The 17,371-nt window shown below is 68.9% G+C and carries 15 protein-coding genes and 1 riboswitch; of the genes, 8 read left to right on the forward strand and 7 right to left on the reverse strand.

The window, feature by feature from the left end:
- Positions 1-133: 133 nt before the first annotated feature.
- The gene (locus tag K9D25_RS02665) at positions 134-2,926 is read left to right on the forward strand and encodes a [protein-PII] uridylyltransferase (protein WP_279613777.1); all 2,793 of its coding nucleotides are present in this window, start codon (positions 134-136) and stop codon (positions 2,924-2,926) included.
- A 33-nt stretch (positions 2,927-2,959) separates the two neighbouring features.
- Here the strand turns inward: K9D25_RS02665 and K9D25_RS02670 are convergent, their stop codons facing one another.
- Positions 2,960-4,162, reverse strand: coding sequence for an MFS transporter (locus K9D25_RS02670; RefSeq protein ID WP_244378991.1), 1,203 nt, complete (start codon positions 4,160-4,162; stop codon positions 2,960-2,962).
- A gap of 183 nt (positions 4,163-4,345) precedes the next feature.
- Between K9D25_RS02670 and K9D25_RS02675 the strand changes: the two genes are divergently transcribed.
- Together K9D25_RS02675 and nudC are read left to right on the forward strand one after the other, a co-directional pair.
- Positions 4,346-4,768: an HIT domain-containing protein gene (locus K9D25_RS02675; RefSeq protein ID WP_244378992.1), complete on the forward strand. Its 423-nt coding sequence runs from the start codon at positions 4,346-4,348 to the stop codon at positions 4,766-4,768.
- Positions 4,765-5,769, forward strand: a complete 1,005-nt coding sequence (gene nudC, locus K9D25_RS02680; RefSeq protein ID WP_244378994.1) for an NAD(+) diphosphatase — start codon at positions 4,765-4,767, stop codon at positions 5,767-5,769. Before K9D25_RS02675 ends, nudC begins: the two co-directional genes overlap by 4 nt.
- A 241-nt stretch (positions 5,770-6,010) precedes the next feature.
- Here nudC and K9D25_RS02685 read toward each other — a convergent pair whose 3' ends face one another.
- Positions 6,011-7,129 carry a 2'-deoxycytidine 5'-triphosphate deaminase gene (locus K9D25_RS02685; RefSeq protein WP_244378996.1) on the reverse strand — a complete coding sequence of 373 codons (1,119 nt, stop codon included), beginning with the start codon at positions 7,127-7,129 and terminating at the stop codon, positions 6,011-6,013.
- Positions 7,130-7,274: 145 nt separating this feature from the next.
- A riboswitch (SAM riboswitch) is annotated at positions 7,275-7,355 on the forward strand.
- A 42-nt stretch (positions 7,356-7,397) separates the two neighbouring features.
- On the opposite strand from K9D25_RS02685, the gene K9D25_RS02690 reads away from it, so the two are divergent.
- The 4 genes from K9D25_RS02690 (at position 7,398) to argE (ending at position 11,906) form a co-directional block, all read left to right on the forward strand.
- Complete coding sequence (locus tag K9D25_RS02690; RefSeq protein ID WP_244378998.1) at positions 7,398-8,606, forward strand: O-succinylhomoserine sulfhydrylase; 1,209 nt, start codon at positions 7,398-7,400, stop codon at positions 8,604-8,606.
- A gap of 130 nt (positions 8,607-8,736) precedes the next feature.
- Positions 8,737-9,129: a Co2+/Mg2+ efflux protein ApaG gene (gene apaG / locus K9D25_RS02695; protein WP_244379000.1), complete on the forward strand. Its 393-nt coding sequence runs from the start codon at positions 8,737-8,739 to the stop codon at positions 9,127-9,129.
- Positions 9,130-9,197: 68 nt separating this feature from the next.
- On the forward strand, positions 9,198-10,685 hold the full coding sequence (locus K9D25_RS02700; protein ID WP_244379002.1) for a TrkH family potassium uptake protein: 1,488 nt from the start codon (positions 9,198-9,200) through the stop codon (positions 10,683-10,685).
- Between the two features lie 57 nt (positions 10,686-10,742).
- Positions 10,743-11,906 (forward strand): acetylornithine deacetylase, encoded by a 1,164-nt coding sequence (gene argE / locus K9D25_RS02705; RefSeq protein ID WP_244379004.1) that lies wholly within the window; start codon positions 10,743-10,745, stop codon positions 11,904-11,906.
- A gap of 66 nt (positions 11,907-11,972) precedes the next feature.
- Here the strand turns inward: argE and K9D25_RS02710 are convergent, their stop codons facing one another.
- The 5 genes from K9D25_RS02710 to K9D25_RS02730 all read right to left on the reverse strand — a co-directional run bounded on the left by K9D25_RS02710 (position 11,973) and on the right by K9D25_RS02730 (position 16,412).
- Positions 11,973-13,016 (reverse strand): Hsp33 family molecular chaperone, encoded by a 1,044-nt coding sequence (locus tag K9D25_RS02710; protein ID WP_244379006.1) that lies wholly within the window; start codon positions 13,014-13,016, stop codon positions 11,973-11,975.
- A gap of 163 nt (positions 13,017-13,179) precedes the next feature.
- A complete protein-coding gene (argF, locus tag K9D25_RS02715) occupies positions 13,180-14,118 on the reverse strand; it encodes an ornithine carbamoyltransferase (RefSeq protein ID WP_244379008.1) in 939 nt (312 codons plus the stop codon).
- The gene (locus tag K9D25_RS02720) at positions 14,115-15,323 is read right to left on the reverse strand and encodes an aspartate aminotransferase family protein (RefSeq protein ID WP_244379010.1); all 1,209 of its coding nucleotides are present in this window, start codon (positions 15,321-15,323) and stop codon (positions 14,115-14,117) included. The genes argF and K9D25_RS02720 overlap by 4 nt, the downstream gene beginning before the upstream one ends.
- Positions 15,324-15,504: 181 nt before the next feature.
- Positions 15,505-16,020 carry a Spy/CpxP family protein refolding chaperone gene (locus K9D25_RS02725; protein ID WP_244379011.1) on the reverse strand — a complete coding sequence of 172 codons (516 nt, stop codon included), beginning with the start codon at positions 16,018-16,020 and terminating at the stop codon, positions 15,505-15,507.
- Between the two features lie 26 nt (positions 16,021-16,046).
- On the reverse strand, positions 16,047-16,412 hold the full coding sequence (locus K9D25_RS02730) for a GCG_CRPN prefix-to-repeats domain-containing protein (RefSeq protein WP_432207908.1): 366 nt from the start codon (positions 16,410-16,412) through the stop codon (positions 16,047-16,049).
- 420 nt (positions 16,413-16,832) lie between these two features.
- Here K9D25_RS02730 and K9D25_RS02735 point away from each other — a divergent pair, with 420 nt between their 5' ends.
- Complete coding sequence (locus tag K9D25_RS02735; protein WP_244379012.1) at positions 16,833-17,336, forward strand: GcrA family cell cycle regulator; 504 nt, start codon at positions 16,833-16,835, stop codon at positions 17,334-17,336.
- The last annotated feature ends 35 nt before the right edge of the window (positions 17,337-17,371 follow it).

Genomic DNA, 17,371 nt, shown 5'->3' on the forward strand with positions numbered 1-17,371 from the left:
TCTCGTTTTTGGAACCATGTCCGCCCTCGTGCGGACATGTCGTGTGGCTGCGCCGGCCTTCCCGCGCGGCAGCGCACGATGACGGCGGCCGGCGGATCGGGTAAAGCGGATATCCGACCAGCCGGACCCCGCCATGACCGAACCCCGCCGCCGCCCCGACCATCCCTTCAAGGAACTGTTCGACATCGACGCCATGCGCGTCGAACTCGCCGCGCTGGCGCGCGAGGTGCTCGGCACCAGCAAGTCCGGCCGCGAGATCGAATTGCGCACGCAGATGGCGCGACGCCTCAAGGCCGCCTATCAGCACGGCCACAAGGTCGCCGAGCGCTGGCTGATGGTGGAAGGCTCCGGCCGTCGCTGCGCCGAGCGGCTCTCGCGCCTGCAGGACGAGATCATCGCCCTGGTGCACGAGCTGGCGGTAAAGACGCTCTATCCCTCGGACAATCCCTCCACCTCCGAGCGCATGGCGATTGTCGCCGTCGGCGGCTATGGCCGCGGCCTGATGGCGCCGGGCTCGGACACAGACATCCTTTTCCTGCTGCCCTACAAGCAGACCGCCTGGGGCGAGAGCGTCGCCGAGGCCATTCTCTACGTGCTGTGGGACATGGGGCTCAAGGTCGGCCACTCTACCCGCTCGGTCGATGAGTGCATCCGCCAGGCGCGCGGCGACATGACCATCCGCACCGCGCTGCTCGAAGCGCGGCTGCTCATCGGCGAGAAGACGCTGTTCGAGGAGCTGACCGCCCGCTTCGACAAGGAGGTGGTGCAGGGCACGGCGGCGGAATTCGTCGCCGCCAAGCTCGGCGAGCGCGAGGAGCGGCTGAAGCGCGCCGGCCAGTCGCGCTATGTCGTCGAGCCGAATGTGAAGGACGGCAAGGGCGGCCTGCGCGATCTGCACACGCTGTTCTGGATCGCGAAATATGTCTACCGCGTGCACGAGACGCGCGAACTCGTGGCCAAGGGCGTGTTCACGCCTGAGGAAGCCAAGATCTTCCGCCGCTGCGAGAATTTCCTCTGGTCCGTGCGCTGCCACCTGCATTTCCTCGCCGGCAAGCCGGAGGAGCGCCTCTCCTTCGACCTGCAGCGCGAAATGGCCGAGCGGCTCGGCTATGTCTCCCATCCCGGCCTGAAGGATGTGGAGCGCTTCATGAAGCACTATTTCCTCGTGGCCAAGGATGTCGGCGACCTCACCGCCATCGTCTCCGCCGCGCTGGAAGAGCGCCACGACAAGCCGGTGCCGCGGCTCGACCGGATGATCGCGCGGCTGCGCCGCTCCGGCCGGCGCACGCTGAAGGAAAGCGCCGATTTCATCGTCGACAATGACCGCATCAATGTCGCCGATTCCAGCGCCTTCGGCCGCGACCCGCTCAACCTCATCCGCATCTTCCATCTCGCCGGCAAGCACGGGCTGAACTTCCACCCCGACGCGATGCGCCTCGCCACGCGCTCGCTCAAGCTCATCGACCACAATCTGCGCGAGAACCCGGAAGCCAACCGGCTGTTCGTCGAGATCCTCACCTCGAAGGAAAGCCCGGAAATCGTCTTGCGGCGGATGAACGAGACCGGCGTGCTCGGCCGCTTCATCCCGGAATTCGGCCGCATCGTCGCGATGATGCAGTTCAACATGTATCATTCCTACACGGTGGACGAGCACCTCATCCGCTCCATCGGCGCGCTCTCGCGCATCGAGCGCGGCGACCGGCCCGATTACGGCCTCGCCAATGAGCTGATGCCGACGATCAAGAACCGGCAGCTGCTCTATATCGCGGTGCTGCTGCACGACATCGCCAAGGGCCGGCCGGAGGACCATTCCATCGCCGGCGCCCGCGTCGCCCGCCGCCTGTGCCCGCGTTTCGGCCTCAGCCCGGTGGATACCGACACGGTGGCCTGGTTGATCGAACAGCACCTCACCATGTCCACCATCGCCCAATCGCGCGACCTCTCCGACCGCAAGACGATCGAGAATTTCGCAAGCGTGGTGCAGAATCTGGAGCGGATGAAGCTGCTGCTCATCCTCACCACCGCCGATATCCGCGCCGTGGGGCCGGGCGTGTGGAACAACTGGAAGTCGCAGCTTCTGCGCACGCTCTATCACGAGACCGAGCCGGTCATCACCGGCGGCTTCTCCGAGAGCAACCGCAACCAGCGCGTCGCCCGCGCCCAGGCGGAACTGCGCGGCGCCCTCGCCGAGTGGGACGCGGCCGACCTCGACGCCTATATGGGCCGCCACTACCCCACCTACTGGCTGCAGACCGACCGCCAGCACCAGATGGAGCATGCCCGCTTCATCCGCGAGACCGAGGCGCAGGGCAAGGCGCTCGCCACCCGCGCCATCACCGATCCCACGCGCGGCATCACCGAGCTCACCGTCTTCGCGCCCGATCACCCCAAGCTACTGGCGGTGATCGCCGGCGCCTGCGCCAGCGCCGGGGCGCACATTGTCGACGCGCAGATCAGCACCACCACGGACGGGCGGGCGCTCGACACCATTTCGCTCACCCGCGCCTTCGAGCAGGACGAGGACGAGATGCGCCGCGCCGATCGCATCGCCTCCGCCATCGAGAAGTCGCTGGCCGGCGAGATCCGGCTGCCGGAAGTGGTCGCCCGCCGCATCCCGCGGCGGCCGCGCGCCTTCACCGTGGAGCCCGAGGTCACGCTCAACAATTCCTGGTCGAACCGCCACACCGTGATCGAAGTGTCCGGGCTCGACCGGCCGGGCCTGCTCTACGGCCTGACCCAGACGCTGTCGCGGCTCAACCTCAACATCGCCTCGGCGCACATCGCCACCTTTGGCGAGCGGGCGGTGGACGTGTTCTACGTCACCGATCTGATGGGGGCGAAGATCATGGGCGCGGCGCGCCATTCCGCCATCCGCCGCGCGCTGTTGCAGGTGCTGGACGCCGATGACGAGGCCAACGCCGCCTGAGGCGGCGCTACGGTATGTGCCGGGCGCGCGGGGTCAGGACACCCGCGCGCCGCGCAGGCTCGGCAGGAGAAAGGCCAGCAGGCCGAAGGCGGGCAGGAAGGCGCAGGCCTGATACACCGCGTCGATGCCGTAGCGGTCGGCGAACACGCCCAGCGCCGCCGCCGCCAGCCCGCCAAGGCCGAACACCAGCCCATAGAAGAACCCGCCGACCAGCCCGATGCGGTGCGGCATCAGCTCGATGGCGTAGACGAGGATGGCGGCGAAGGCGCTCGACATGATGAGGTTGATGACGATGGTCAGCGCCGCCGTGCCGGCGAGCCCGGCATAGGGCAGCGCCAGCGTGAAGGGCAGCGCGCCGAGGATCGAGAACCAGATGATCTTGTTGCGGCCGATCCGGTCGCCCAGCATGCCGCCGAACAGCACCCCCGCCGCCGAGGAGACGAGGAACAGGAACAGCATCAGCTGCGAGGCCTGCACCGACACGCCGAAACGCTCGATCAGGTAGAAGGTGTAGAAGGAGGTGAAACTGGCAGTATAGGCGGTCTTCGAGCACAGCAGCACGATCAGCACCGCCAGCGGAAACGCCACTTCGCGGAACGGGCGGTGCGGCACGTCAGGCTCGCCCCGGTGCCCTTCCGACCGCACCGGCACGGCGAGCGCGCTGTGGCGGGCGGTCCAGGTGAGCAGCGGCATGGCGACGAGCGCGGCAGCGCAGAACCAGGCGAGGCTCGACTGGCCGTTCGGCACGATGATGAACGCCGCCAGCAGCGGCCCGATGGCACCGCCGGTCTGTCCGCCGACCTGAAACAGCCCCTGCGCGAAGCCGTGCCGCCCGCCCGAGGCCTTGCGCGCCATGCGCGTCGCCTCCGGGTGGAAGATCGACGAGCCGATGCCGACAAAGGCCGCCGACACCAGCAGCAGCGGGTAGGTGCCGGCATGGGCGAGGCCGATGAGGCCGAGAAGCGTGAACCCCATCCCCGCCACGGTGGAATAGGGCAGCGGATGCCGGTCGGTATAGAGCCCGATCAGCGGCTGCAGCAGCGAGGCGGAAATCTGGAAGGTCAGGGTGATGATGCCGATCTGGCCGAAATCGAGCGCATAGGCGCTCTTGATCAGCGGGTAGATCGCCGGAATCAGCGACTGGATCATGTCGTTGAGGAAATGGGCGGCGCTCAGCGCCACCAGCACCGGCATGGCGGTGCGGCGCAGGGAATCGGCCGGCACGGAGAGGGACATGGCACGCTGCTTCGGCGGGGGAACGCTGCCTTCTCTCTAGGACAAAGTGACGCGCACGACAAATGCTGTTGCTGCATTGCAGGTCGGCATCGCCCCCCGCGCGCGGCGATGGAAAGGCGGGCCAGTGAGGGCTATAGCTTTCCCGCGCCCGCAGCCGGCGGGCATGGGGAGCTTAGCGCCCGCATGAGCGACGCCTCGACCTTCGTTCTCGACCCGCGCCTTGAGGGCGACAGCTTCCCCGTTCTCGACCTTGCCCTCGCCAGCGTGCGGCTGATGGACGATGCCCGGTTTCCCTGGGTCATCCTGGTGCCGCGCCGCCCCGGCCTCGCCGAGCTGATCGACCTCGACGACGCGGCCCGCGCCACCCTGTGGGGCGAGATCGACGCGGTGAGCCGGGCGCTGAAGTCGCTCACCCACTGCGACAAGCTGAACGTCGCCGCGCTCGGCAATATGGTGCGCCAGCTGCACATCCATGTCATCGCCCGCTTCGAGCGGGATGCCGCCTGGCCCGGCGCGGTGTGGGGCGCGGGTGGCGAGCGCCAGACCTATGCGGCACCGCAGGCCTTGATGCTGGCGGCGCGGCTGCGTGAGGCGCTGGCGGCATGAGCGGCGTTGCCTCCACCGACGACACTTCGCTCGGCCTGTGGCCGCATCTCGGCTATACCGGCTCCCGGCTCGACCGGGCCGGGCTGCGGCGCGGCGAGATGGAGCGTTTCCGCGCCGATCCACGCGCCCGCGCCTGCCTGATTTCCGGCGAGAGCGTCGTGCTGCGCCGCCTGCCCGGCTTCATCGCCGGCATGGAAGAGGGGCCGGGCTCCTGCACCGCGCTGTTTGCGCTCGAAGACGCCGTCGCGCTGGGCGGGCGGCTGAATGAAGCCTGCCTGCTCGGGTTGGAAGGCGAGGTGCCGCATCTCGTCCTGCCGCTTCCCGCCCCCGCTCTCGGCGCCCTGACCGAGCGGCCGGAAGCGCGGCCGGACCTCTTCGTCATCGACCTGCGCGCCATCGCGGTGCGCGAACTCACCAGCGTCGAGGAGACTGGCCAGCTCGCCACCGCCAAGGCGATGCTCGCCTGGCACGCGCGGCGCAGCTTCTGCTCCAATTGCGGCGGGCGGCTCGCCATGGCCGAGGCCGGCTGGCGGCGTGACTGCCCGAGTTGCGGCGCGCAGCATTTTCCGCGCACCGATCCGGTCGTCATCATGCTCACCGTCGATGGCGATGAGTGCCTGCTCGGCCGTTCCGCCCGCTTCGCGCCCGGCATGTGGTCCTGCCTCGCCGGCTTCGTCGAACCCGGCGAGACCTTCGAGGACGCGGTGCGGCGCGAGACGCTGGAAGAGGCCGGCATCGCCACCGGCGCGGTGCGCTATCTGTGTTCGCAGCCCTGGCCGTTCCCGATGTCGATCATGACCGGCTTCCACGCGCAGGCGGCGTCGCGGGAGATCGCGATCGATCCGAACGAGCTGGAAGCCGCACGCTGGTTCCCGCGCGAGGAAGCGCGGCTGCTGCTCACCCGCACCCATCCGGAGGGGCTGATCGCCCCGCCGCGCATGGCGATCGCGCATCATCTGCTGCGCGCCTTCGTGGAAGGGCGCGACCCGCCGGCGGGGTGAGGATGCAAGGGCGGGCATCCCGCCGTTCTCACACCATCATCCCGGCCGCGCGAAGCAAGAGCCGGGATCGCTTCCCGCAGGCACACCGTCATCCTGAGGTGCCCGGCCATCGGCCGGGCCTCGAAGGATGTCGCGGAGCCCCGCCCCTACCTCCATCCTTCGAGGCTCGCTGCGCTCGCACCTCAGGATGACGGTGCGTGCGCGGATGGCTCGGGGATGACGGCATAGGGGCCCCGTCCCCTCAGTCCCGCGTCCAGGCCTTGAAATGCTTGGAGAGTTTCAGCCCCTGCGCCTGATAATTGGAGCCGAGGCCCTCGCCATAGAGGGTGCGGGGGCGCTCCAGCATGGTCTCATAGACCAGCCGGCCGACGATCTGCCCGTCTTCGAGAATGAACGGCACCTCGCGCGAGCGCACTTCCAGCACGGCGCGGGCGCCGCGCCCGCCGGCGGCGTCATGGCCGAAGCCGGGGTCGAAGAAGCCGGCATAATGCACGCGGAACTCGCCCACCAGCGGGTCGAACGGCACCATCTCCGCCGCATGGCCGGGCGGCACATGCACCGCCTCCTTGGAGGCGAGGATGTAGAAGGCGTCGGGGTCCAGCACCAGCTCGCGCCGGCCGCGCGTCACCAGCGGCTCCCAGAAATCCTCGACCTCGCAGGCGGCGCGGCGGTCGACATCGATGACCCCGGTGTGGCGCTTGGCGCGGAAGCCGAGCAGGCCGCCAAAGCCCTCGCCGGAGAGATCGACGCTCACCGCGATGCCGCCGCCGGCCACGTCAGGCTCGGGGCTGTCGACCAGTCGCTCGGCGGCGTTGAGGGAGGCGATGCCGGCCTCGTCGAGCCGCGCATCCCCCCGCCGGAAGCGGATCTGCGACAGGCGCGAGCCCTGCCGCACCAGAATGGGAAAGGTGCGCGGGCTGATTTCCAGATAGAGCTTGCCGGCATAGCCGGCGGGCACGATGTCGAAGGCGCGCGAACGGTCGGCGATGACGCGGGTGAACACGTCGAGCCGGCCAGTGGAGCTTTTCGGATTGGCCGAGGCGGCGATGTCGGCGGGCAGCGCCAGCGCTTCTTCCAGCTCGACGAGATAGACGCAGCCCGTCTCCAGCACCTCGCCGCCGGTGAGGTCGAGCTTATGCAGGCCGAGCCGGGTCAGGCGGTCCGCCACCGTCTCGCCGGGGCCGGGCAGGAAGCTGGCGCGGATGCGCCAGGCCACCGGGCCGAGCCGCAGGTCGAGGCTGGCCGGCTGCACCTGGTCGGCATCGAACGGGCGGGTGCTGCGAATGGCGCCGCCCGCGGCCAGCGCCTCGATGGCGTGGCCGGGCAGAATGCCCTCGCCGCTCAGACCTGACTCCGCCACTCTGCCGCTCCGTCGCTGCGCGCCAACCGTGTGATGGCTTTAGCGGAGGCATCCGACGACGCCAAGTGCTGGATGGCCAAGTGCTGGCCAAGTGCTGGTCGGCAGAAGTCCGCTTGACGGCCCGCCCGGCACGGGAGTAAGCGAAACGGATCGACGTGGTCATTTGAGCCGGCCGGCTTGCCGCCACGCTAAACAAGGTTGCTAAACAGGCCGGGGCCGCGCGACAGCGCGGGCGACCCCGGTTCAATGCGAGAGACCGGAGCCGCGAATGTCCGACACGCCCAAGCTTTCCCCTGCCGACATCGCCGGGCTGCGCCCCGAGACCCGCCTCGTGCAGGGCGGCATCCTGCGCTCGCCCTTCGGCGAGACTGCGGAGGCGCTGTACCTCACCCAGGGCTATGTCTATGAGAGCGCCGAGCAGGCCGAAGCCCGCTTCAAGGGCGAGGACCCCGGCTTCATCTACACCCGCTACTCCAACCCGACGGCGGCGATGTTCGAAACCCGCCTCGCGCTGCTGGAAGGGGCGGAAGTCGCCCGCGCCACGGCGTCGGGCATGGCGGCCGTCACCGCCTCGCTGCTGTGCCAGCTGAAAGCCGGCGACCATGTGGTGGCGGCGCGGGCGCTGTTCGGCTCCTGCCGCTATGTGATCGAGGAATTGCTGCCGCGCTTCGGCATTGCCTCGACGCTGGTGGACGGCACCGACCTCGCTGCCTGGAAGGCGGCGGTGCGGCCGGAAACCCGCGTGTTCTTCCTGGAAAGCCCGACCAACCCGACGCTGGAACTGGTCGACATCGCGGCCGTGGCGGAGATTTCGAAGGCGGCCGGCGCCTGCCTCATCGTCGACAACGTCTTCGCCACGCCGATGCTGCAGAGCCCGCTCAGCCTGGGGGCCGATGTGGTGGTGTATTCCGCCACTAAGCATATTGACGGCCAGGGCCGCTGCCTCGCCGGCGTGGTGCTGTGTTCGGAGAAATTCCTCACCGACCATCTGCAGACCTTCCTGCGCCAGACCGGGCCGTCCGTTTCGCCCTTCAATGCCTGGGTGATGCTGAAGGGGCTGGAAACGCTGCCGCTGCGGGTCGAGCGTGCGCAGGCGAGCGCCGCCACGCTGGCCGACCGTCTCGCCGCCCTGCCCGGCGTCTCCCGCGTCATCTATCCCTTCCGCGCCGACCATCCCCAGCACGAATTGGCGAAGCGCCAGATGCGCGGCGGCGGCACGCTGGTGACCTTCGAGGTGGAGGGCGGCAAGGCCGGCGCGTTCCGCTTCCTCAATGCGTTGAAGGTGGTGCGCATCTCCAACAATCTCGGCGACGCCAAGAGCCTCGTCACCCATCCCGCCACCACAACGCATCAGCGCTTCACCCCGGAAGCCCGCGCCGAGATGGGCATTTTCGACGGCATGGTGCGGCTCTCGGTGGGGCTGGAGCATGTCGACGACCTCACCGACGACGTCGCCCGCGCGCTGAAAGAGGTGTGAGGAAACCACGCGGCACGGTATCCGGCGGCGGCACGCAAACGCAGGCGTGACCCGCCGCCGCTTGCTCTGCGGCGCCAAAAGCCTTTCAGTAGACACACTTGGGCGATTCGGGGGGCGCGGGAGAGCGGGCATGTATCGGGCGACGACGAAAGGCGTGCAGGTGACGGTAACCCCGCGCTTCGCACCCGAACGCTCCGATCCCGAGCGTAGCCAGTATTTCTGGGCCTACACGATCGAGATCATCAATCTCGGCGTCGACACGGTGCAGCTCAAATCCCGCCACTGGGTCATCACCGACGCGCTGGGCCGCGTGCAGGAAGTGCGCGGCGCCGGCGTGGTCGGCGAGCAGCCGGTGCTGCCGCCGGGCGGGCATTTCGAATATACAAGCGGCGTGCCGCTGCCGACCTCCACCGGCATCATGGAAGGCCGCTACAGCCTGGAAACCACCACCGGCGAGACCTTCGAGGCCGAAGTTCCGGCCTTCTCGCTGGATGTGCCCGGCGAAGCGCGGACGCTGAACTGACGGGATGACCGGCGCAGCCGGCTTCCGGCCCTGCCGGGAAGCGGCTATGGTGGCGGCAGCTTTGCTTCGTGGGCCCCCGCCGCGCCGAATGGTCTCCTGATCCCGTGATCGACTTCCGCCCGATCGCCGCCATTCTCGGCGTCCTCCTCGCCGTCCTCGGCACGACGATGATGATTCCGGCGATGGTCGACCTCGTCGCGGGCCGCGGCGACTTCCTCGCCTATGCCGCCTCCTCCGTCATCACCGTGTTCGTCGGCCTGTCGCTGTGGCTGGCGGGCCGTTCCAGCGAGGTGCAGCGCCTGTCGCTGCGCCAGGCCTTCGTGCTCACCACGCTGAGCTGGCTGCTGCTCTCCGCCTTCGCCGCCGTCCCCTTCATGTGGGCGGAATCGAACCTCTCCTTTGCCGATGCCTATTTCGAGGCGATGAGCGGGCTCACCACGACCGGCGCCACCGTCATTGGCGGCCTCGACCATCGCCCGCCGGGCCTGCTCATCTGGCGCGCCTTCCTGCACTGGTATGGCGGCATCGGCATCATCGTGCTGGCCATCGCCCTGCTGCCGATGATGCAGATCGGCGGCATGCAGCTGTTCCGCGCCGAATCCTCCGACAAGTCGGAGAAGCTGCTGCCGCGCGCGGCGCAGATGGCCAAGGGCATTCTCGCCTCCTACATCTTCCTCACCTTCGCCTGCGCCCTCACCTATGCCTTTTGCGGCATGAGCGTGTTCGACGCCGTCGCCCACGCCATGGCGACCATCTCCACCGGCGGCTTCTCCACCCACGACGCCTCGATCGGCTATTTCAACAGCCCCGCCATCGAATACGCCGCCATCTTCTTCATGCTGTCGGGCTCGCTGCCCTTCGTGCTGTATGTGCGGGTGCTGGCAGGCGATTTCAGCCGGCTGTTCGCCAATGCCGAGGTGCGGCTGTTCCTGACGCTGGTGGCTCTGTTCACCGTCGTCTCCACCGTGCAGCAGGTGAGCGGCGGCATCAACCAGGGCGAGACCGCGCTACGCAACGCGCTGTTCAATGTCGTCTCGATCATGTCGACCACCGGCTTTGTCGCCGACGACTACACGAACTGGGGACCGCCGACCGAGGCGCTCTATTTCATCCTGCTGTTTCTCGGCGCCTGCACCGGCTCCACCGCCGGCGGCATGAAAGCCTTCCGCGTCGCCGTTCTCGGCTCGGCGCTGAAGCAGCACCTCAAGCGCGTCATCTATCCCAATGGCGTGTTCCCGGTGGTCTATGGCGGCAAGCCGATCGGCGACGATGTGGTGGCCTCGGTGCTGTCCTTCGCCTTTCTCTACCTCACCAGCTTCATGCTCATCGCCATCGCCATCAACATACTCGGCTTCGATCTGGTGACGGCCTTCTCCGCCTCGATCACCGCGGTGGCGAATGTCGGCCCCGGCCTCGGGCCCGTGGTCGGCCCTGCGCAGAATTTCGCCACCCTGCCCGACCATGTGATCTGGCTGCTGTCCTTCGGCATGCTGGCGGGCCGGCTGGAATTGTTCACCGTGCTGGTGCTGTTCCTGCCGAGTTTCTGGCGGCGCTAGTTGGGCACCGCAGCATAAGCCGGTATGCTGGCGCTCACTTCGCGACGAGGATTCTCCATGCTTGCCGTACGGACGACGACCGAGGAATTGCTGGCCTATCTGGTCGCCTTCGACACGACGAGCCGCAACTCCAATCTCGATCTCATCGCCTTCGTGCGCGACTATCTCGCCGCCTTCGGCATCGAGAGCACGATCATCCCCAGCGAGGCCGGCGACAAGGCGAGCCTGTTCGCCACTATCGGGCCGGCGGGCGTGGGCGGCGTCTGCCTCTCCGGCCATTCCGATGTGGTGCCGGTGGACGGCCAGCCCTGGAGCACCGACCCGTTCACCCTCACCCCCGTCGATGACAAGGTCTATGGGCGCGGCTCCTGCGACATGAAGGGCTTTCTCGCCTGCTGCCTCGCCATGGTGCCGGACATGGTGGCCCGGCCGCTGGCGACGCCGATCCATCTTCTGGTGTCCTATGACGAGGAGGTCGGCTGCACCGGCGTGGTGCCGGCGGTGCGCCGGCTGGGCGTCGACCTGCCCCTGCCGCGCGCCTGCATCGTCGGCGAGCCGACCTCGATGCGGGTGGTGGACGCGCATAAATCCGGCATCGCTTATGTCACCACGGTCACCGGGCGGGAGGCACATTCCTCCATGCCGCAGCTCGGGGCCAACGCCATCTTCGCCGCCGCCGCGCTGATCGGGGAGCTCGACCGCATCCGCGCCGAGCTGGTGGCGGCGGGCGACCCTTCGGGCCGCTTCGACCCGCCCAGCACCACGCTGCAGGTGACGGTGGTCGGCGGCGGCACCGCCGGCAATATCGTGCCGCGCGAATGCGCCATTCGCTGGAATGTGCGCGGCCTGCCGGGCTTCGACGAGGACGCGTTGCTGGAGCGCTTCACCCGTTTCGGCGCGGAGGTGGTGCTGCCGAAGCTGCGCGAGACCGCGCCGGAAGCCGCCATCACCACCGATTTCATCTACAAGGTGCCGCCGCTCGCGCCCCAGACCGGCTCGCCGGCCGAGACGCTGGCGCTGCGCCTCGCCGGGCAGAACCGCACCTATACCGTGTCCTACGGCACCGAAGGCGGCCACTTCCAGGCCCAGGGCATCCCCACCATCATCTGCGGGCCGGGCTCCATCGACCAGGCGCACAAGCCGGACGAATATATCGAGATCAGCCAGCTGCGCGCCTGCGAGCGGTTCCTCGCCGGGCTCATCGCGGAGTGCGCGGGGTAAGCGCCGCTGTCGGCAACATTCCCCGGGCCACGCCCGGGGAATGCGTGGGTCCACCAGACGGGCGGCTCAGCCCTGCGCGGCGCTTTCGTCCGCTTCGCCGCCCTCGACGACTTCCTCGGCCTTGAAGTCATAGGTGCGGCCGCAGAACTCGCAGGTGACGGCGATCTTGCCGTCCTCCACCAGGCTGCCGCGCTCTTCCGTCGTGAAGCTGGAGAGCACGTTCATCACCCGCTCGCGCGAGCAGGAGCATTTGGCGACCACGGCCTCGGTGTCGAACACCCGCACGCCGCGCTCGTGGAACAGGCGGAACAGCAGTCGCTCGCTGGAGAGGTCCGCGTCGACCAGTTCCACATCTTCCACCGTGCCCATGATGGAGAGCGTCTCGACCCAGGCGTCGTCCTCGTCCGTCTCGGGGAGGTCCATGCCCTCCGGCGCGTCGCCGGGATGCAGGTCGACCGGGCGCACCCGCCCGCCCTCGGTCGGCAGGAACTGCACCATCAGCCCGCCGGCCCGCCAGGAGGACGGCGCCCCGCCCGGGTGCATCTCCTCCGCCACGGCGAGGCGCACGCGGGTGGGGATCTGTTCGGACTGGGTGAAATATTGGTGCGCGGCGGCTTCCAGCCCCTCGCCCGCCAGCGCGACCACGCCCTGGTAGCGGTTGACGCTCAGCCCCTGGTCGATGGTCATGGCGAGATGGCCATGGCCGAGCAGCGCGCCGCTGTCGAAGCCGGCGCCGGCCGGCAGTGCCGCCTGCATCGCCTCCAGCCGCTCCAGATCGAAGCGGGCATAGGCGCGCACATCCTGCGGGGCGGCGAAATCCACCACGAGAAGGTCGACCGGCCCGTCGGTGCGCGTCTGCAGAATGAAGCGGCCCTGAATCTTCAGCGTCGAGCCGAGCAGCACGGTGAGCGCCACGGCCTCGCCGAGCAGGCGCTTGACCGCGGCGGGATAGTCGTGATGCGCGAGCACGGCGTCGAGGCTGGTGCCCAGACGCACGACGCGCCCGCGCACATCGAGCCCGTCAATGTGGAACGGGGTCACGCGGTCATCGACCGCGCGGGGATCGGGCCCACGAGAGGCCGGGGAGGGAGAAGCGCTGTGTGTTGTCATGTCGCCCGCCCATATAGGAGCGCCGCCGGGAATGTGCGAGGGGGCCGGAGGACGCCCGTCAGTGCTGTCATCCCGGACGGACGCAGGCCGATCCGGGATCGGATTCAGGAGGGAACGCGATCCCGGCACGCCGCTGCGCGTCGGCCGGGATGACGGCCCGGAACTAGGCCACCGCGCCGTCGAGGCACCAGGCGAGAATGCCCTTCTGCGCGTGCAGCCGGTTTTCCGCCTCGTCAAACACCACGGATTGCGGGCCGTCCATCACCTCGTCGGTGACTTCCTCACCGCGATGCGCCGGCAGGCAGTGCATGAACAGCGCATCTTTCGCCGCCCGCCGCATCAGCGCGCCATTGACCTGGAAAGGTTTCAGCAGATTGTGCCGGCGTTCGGCCTCGGCATCGCCCATCGACACCCAGGTGTCGGTGACGACGCAATCCGCGCCCTCCACCGCCGCCTCGGCCTCATGGCCGAAAGTGACCCGGGCGCCGGTCTCGCGCACCCAGTTCACCAGCGCCGGGCGCGGGGCGAGTTCGGGCGGGGTGGCGACATTGAGCGCGAAGTCGAAGCGCTGGGCAGCATGCACCCAGGACACCAGCACATTATTGGCGTCACCGGTCCAGGCGACGGTGCGCCCAGCGATCGGCCCGCGATGCTCCTCGAAGGTGAGCACATCGGCCATGATCTGGCAGGGATGGGAATCGCGCGTCAGCCCGTTGATGACCGGCACCGTGGCATATTCGGCGAGTTCCGCCAGCGCCGCATGGTCGAGAATGCGGATCATGATCGCGTCGACATAGCGCGAGAGCACGCGGGCGGTGTCGGCAATGGTCTCGCCGCGCCCGAGCTGCATTTCCGCGCCGGTCAGCATCAGCGTGTCGCCGCCGAGCTGGCGCATGGCGAGATCGAAGGAAATGCGCGTGCGCGTGGAGGGCTGGTCGAACACCATGGCCAGCACTTTGCCGGCAAACGGCTTCTCCGCCGCCACTTCGCGCCGGCGGCTCTTGAGGCTCTTGGACAGCTCCATCACCGCCCGGAGTTCGTCCGCCGGCATCTGGTCGAGGTCGAGGAAGTGCTTCACCGCACCCGGATTATGCGCGTTCATGCCGCAGCTCCCTTGGCGGCATCCGCCTTCAGCGTCGCCTCGATCCGCGCGCAGGCGGCGTCGAGCTTGGCGAATGCCGCGTCGATTTCGGCGTCGCCAATGGTCAGCGGCGGCAGCAGGCGCACGACATTGTCCGCCGCCGAGGGGGCGAGCATGCCCTCAGTCCGCATGGCGGCGATGAGATCGGTGTTGGGCACCACGGTGCGCAGGCCGAGCAGCAGGCCCTCGCCGCGCACTTCCGCGATCACCGCGGGGTGGCGGTCCTTCAGCTCGGCGAGGCGCTGGCGCAGCCGGGCCGAGGTGGCGAGCACCTGCTCGAAGAAACCCTCTTCCAGCACCACGTCCAGCACCGCATTGGCGACGCTCATCGCCAGCGGGTTGCCGCCATAGGTCGAGCCATGGGTGCCGGCGGTCATGCCTTTGGCGGCGTTCTCGGTGGCGAGGCAGGCGCCGACGGGGAAGCCGCCGCCAATGCCCTTGGCGACCGCCATGATATCCGGCGTGATGCCGGCCCATTCATGGGCGAAGAACTTGCCGGTGCGCCCGACGCCGCACTGCACCTCGTCGAGGATGAGCAGCAGCCCATGCGCGTCGCACAGCGCCCGCAATTCGCGCAGGAAGGCCCAGGGCGCGGTGCGCACGCCGCCTTCGCCCTGCACCGGCTCGATGAGGATGGCACCGGTTTCCGGGCCGATCGCCGCCTTCACCGCGTCGAGATCGCCGAACGGCACCTGGTCGAATCCGGGCATGGCCGGGCCGAAGCCTTCGAGATATTTCGCGTTGCCGCCGGCGGCGATGGTCGCCAGCGTGCGGCCGTGGAAGGCGCCCTCGAAGGTGATGATGCGGGCGCGCTCGGGCTGGCCGCTGGCGGAATGGTATTTGCGCGCCATCTTGATCGCGCATTCCAGCGCCTCGGCGCCCGAGTTCGTAAAGAACATGGTGTCGGCGAAGGTCGCCGCGGTGAGGCGCGCGGCGAGGCGCTCGCCGCCTTCGATGCGGAACAGGTTGGAGAGGTGCCAGAGCTTGCCGGCCTGCGCGGTGAGCGCGGCGACGAGATGGGGATGGGCGTGGCCGAGCACGTTCACCGCGATGCCGGCGGTGAAGTCGAGATATCGCTCGCCGTCCTTGGTGAACAGCCAGGCGCCCTCGCCCCGCTCGAAAACGAGGTCGACACGGTTATAGGTCGGCAGGATGGGGGTGATCACCTCGCCCCTCCCTCTCTCAACATGCAGCGCGCCCGCAGGGTCAACGCCCGCCCAAAACGAAACGTGCCGCCCTTGCGGGGGCGGCACCCGATGGCGGCAATTCTAGCGAATGGCGACGTGCGGTCAATATTCGCCGGCCCGGCGCGCGCGAATTGCCGCCGGGCCGCGCGCCTCGGCGTCGCTATTCCTGCTCGGCCTCGAAGATCCACAGTTCCAGCGTCGGCTGCGGACGCCCGGCATGGTCGGTCATGTCGAGAAAGGCCGGGATGCGGCGCTTCTGCTCCACGCTCAGCGTCGCGACCAGCGGCTTCAGCGCGGCGATGACTGAATTGAGGTCGGCGGCGCGCGCCGCCTCCGCGCCGGCAAGCCGCTCCAGCACGTCGAGGAAGTCCTGAGCCGGCTCCGCTTCCGCGCGGTCCGCCGCGCGCCCGGCGGCGTTCTTCGCCGCCTGGCGGATCGCCTCCTCCACCGGCAGCCAGAGCTTTTCCTGCTCAGGGGTAAGGCGGATCACGGTCTTCAGCGCCACCAGCCGGGCGTCGAGCGTGGCCTGCGCGTCCTCCGCGCTGTAGAGGTCGACCAACGGCTGTGCCGCCTCGGCCGGGGGCGGCGGGGCGGCGGGCGCCGGGCTCTGCGCCTGCGCAGTGGCGCCAAGAGCAAGCACGGTGGCGAGGGTCGCCAGTCTGAGGAAAGAGGTCATCATCTGTCTCCGTGCGCGCGAGGGCTTCAGGGCTTCCAGCCGCCGCCGGGCAGCGGGCCGTGATAGGGCGTGTCGCGGCAATGACCCCAGGGCCCGCGCCAGAAGCCGGGCGGGCAGCCATTGCCGTAATAGACCGGCGCGCCGGGCGGGCCGGCATAGCCGCCCCCGGGCAGCGGGCCATAATAGGGCGTGTCACGGCATCCGCCCCACGGCCCGCGCCAGGCGCCGGGGCCACAGCCCTGCGCGACGGGGGTAATGTGCGGGCCTACTTTTGCCGCAAGCGCGAGCGGCGCCTGCGGCGCGGCGGGGGCGGCCATGGCGGGTGTGGCGAGGGCACCGAATAGGGCACCGAGGAGGGCAAGGCAGGGGAAGGCGCGGGCAAGCCGTTTCATCGGCATCTCCACTGCGGGTGGGACGCGCCCCTACCCTTCCGCCGCAGCGAAACGGAACGGCCGCGCATTCCGTCCAAACCGGCAGAAACCGGTTGAGTTCCCACGCTCATGCATGACTGATCTGCACCGGAATGACAGCCATCGGCCCGGCGCCCGCTTGGCCGGCGCGGCCAAGTGCTTGATCCGACTCCGCTTCGCCCGCGAGTGTTGCAGTGCGGACTCTAGCTGGGGAAAACGATCGTTTCGGCTCTGAACCTACTCGCTCCGAGTCCGCGCATATTGTAGCCTCCCCCCAGTGAGATACGACATCTCGTGCGGCGGCAATTCCCTGTTGCGTTTGCGGGCGTTGGGTTCGGCAGGTTCGACCTGCCGGAGCGTTGAGGGATTCCGCTTCCCGGTCAGCACGAAGGAGGCCAAGCGATGAACTGGACCGACGAACGCGTCGAGCTGCTCAAGAAACTCTGGTCGGAAGGCCTCTCGGCGAGCCAGATCGCGGCCGAACTCGGCGGCGTCACCCGCAACGCGGTCATCGGCAAGGTGCACCGTCTGGGCCTTTCCGGCCGCGCCAAGGCGCCCGCCGCCCCGGCACCCCGCCCGCGCAAGCCGCGCCCCGCCCCGGCCGCCCAGGTCGCGCGGCCGATGGTGCAGGGCAACACCGTCCTCGCCCCGGTGATGGCGCCAGTCGCCGAGCCGGAGCCCGAGGTTGTGCCCGAGGTCGCCGCCAAGGTGATCCCGATGGGCGAGCGCTGCACCATTCTCGACCTCACCGAGTTCACCTGCCGCTGGCCGGTGGGCGACCCCGGCAAGGGCGATTTCCACTATTGCGGCAGCCGCTCCAAGACCGGCCTGCCCTATTGCGCCTATCACGCGCGCATCGCCTATCAGCCGGTGCAGGACCGCAACCGCCGCCGCGTCGCCCGCTAGAGCCTGATCCGATCAGGTTGAAACAACCTGATCGG

The organism is Ancylobacter polymorphus (genome assembly GCF_022836935.1).
Taxonomy (GTDB): domain Bacteria; phylum Pseudomonadota; class Alphaproteobacteria; order Rhizobiales; family Xanthobacteraceae; genus Ancylobacter; species Ancylobacter polymorphus_A.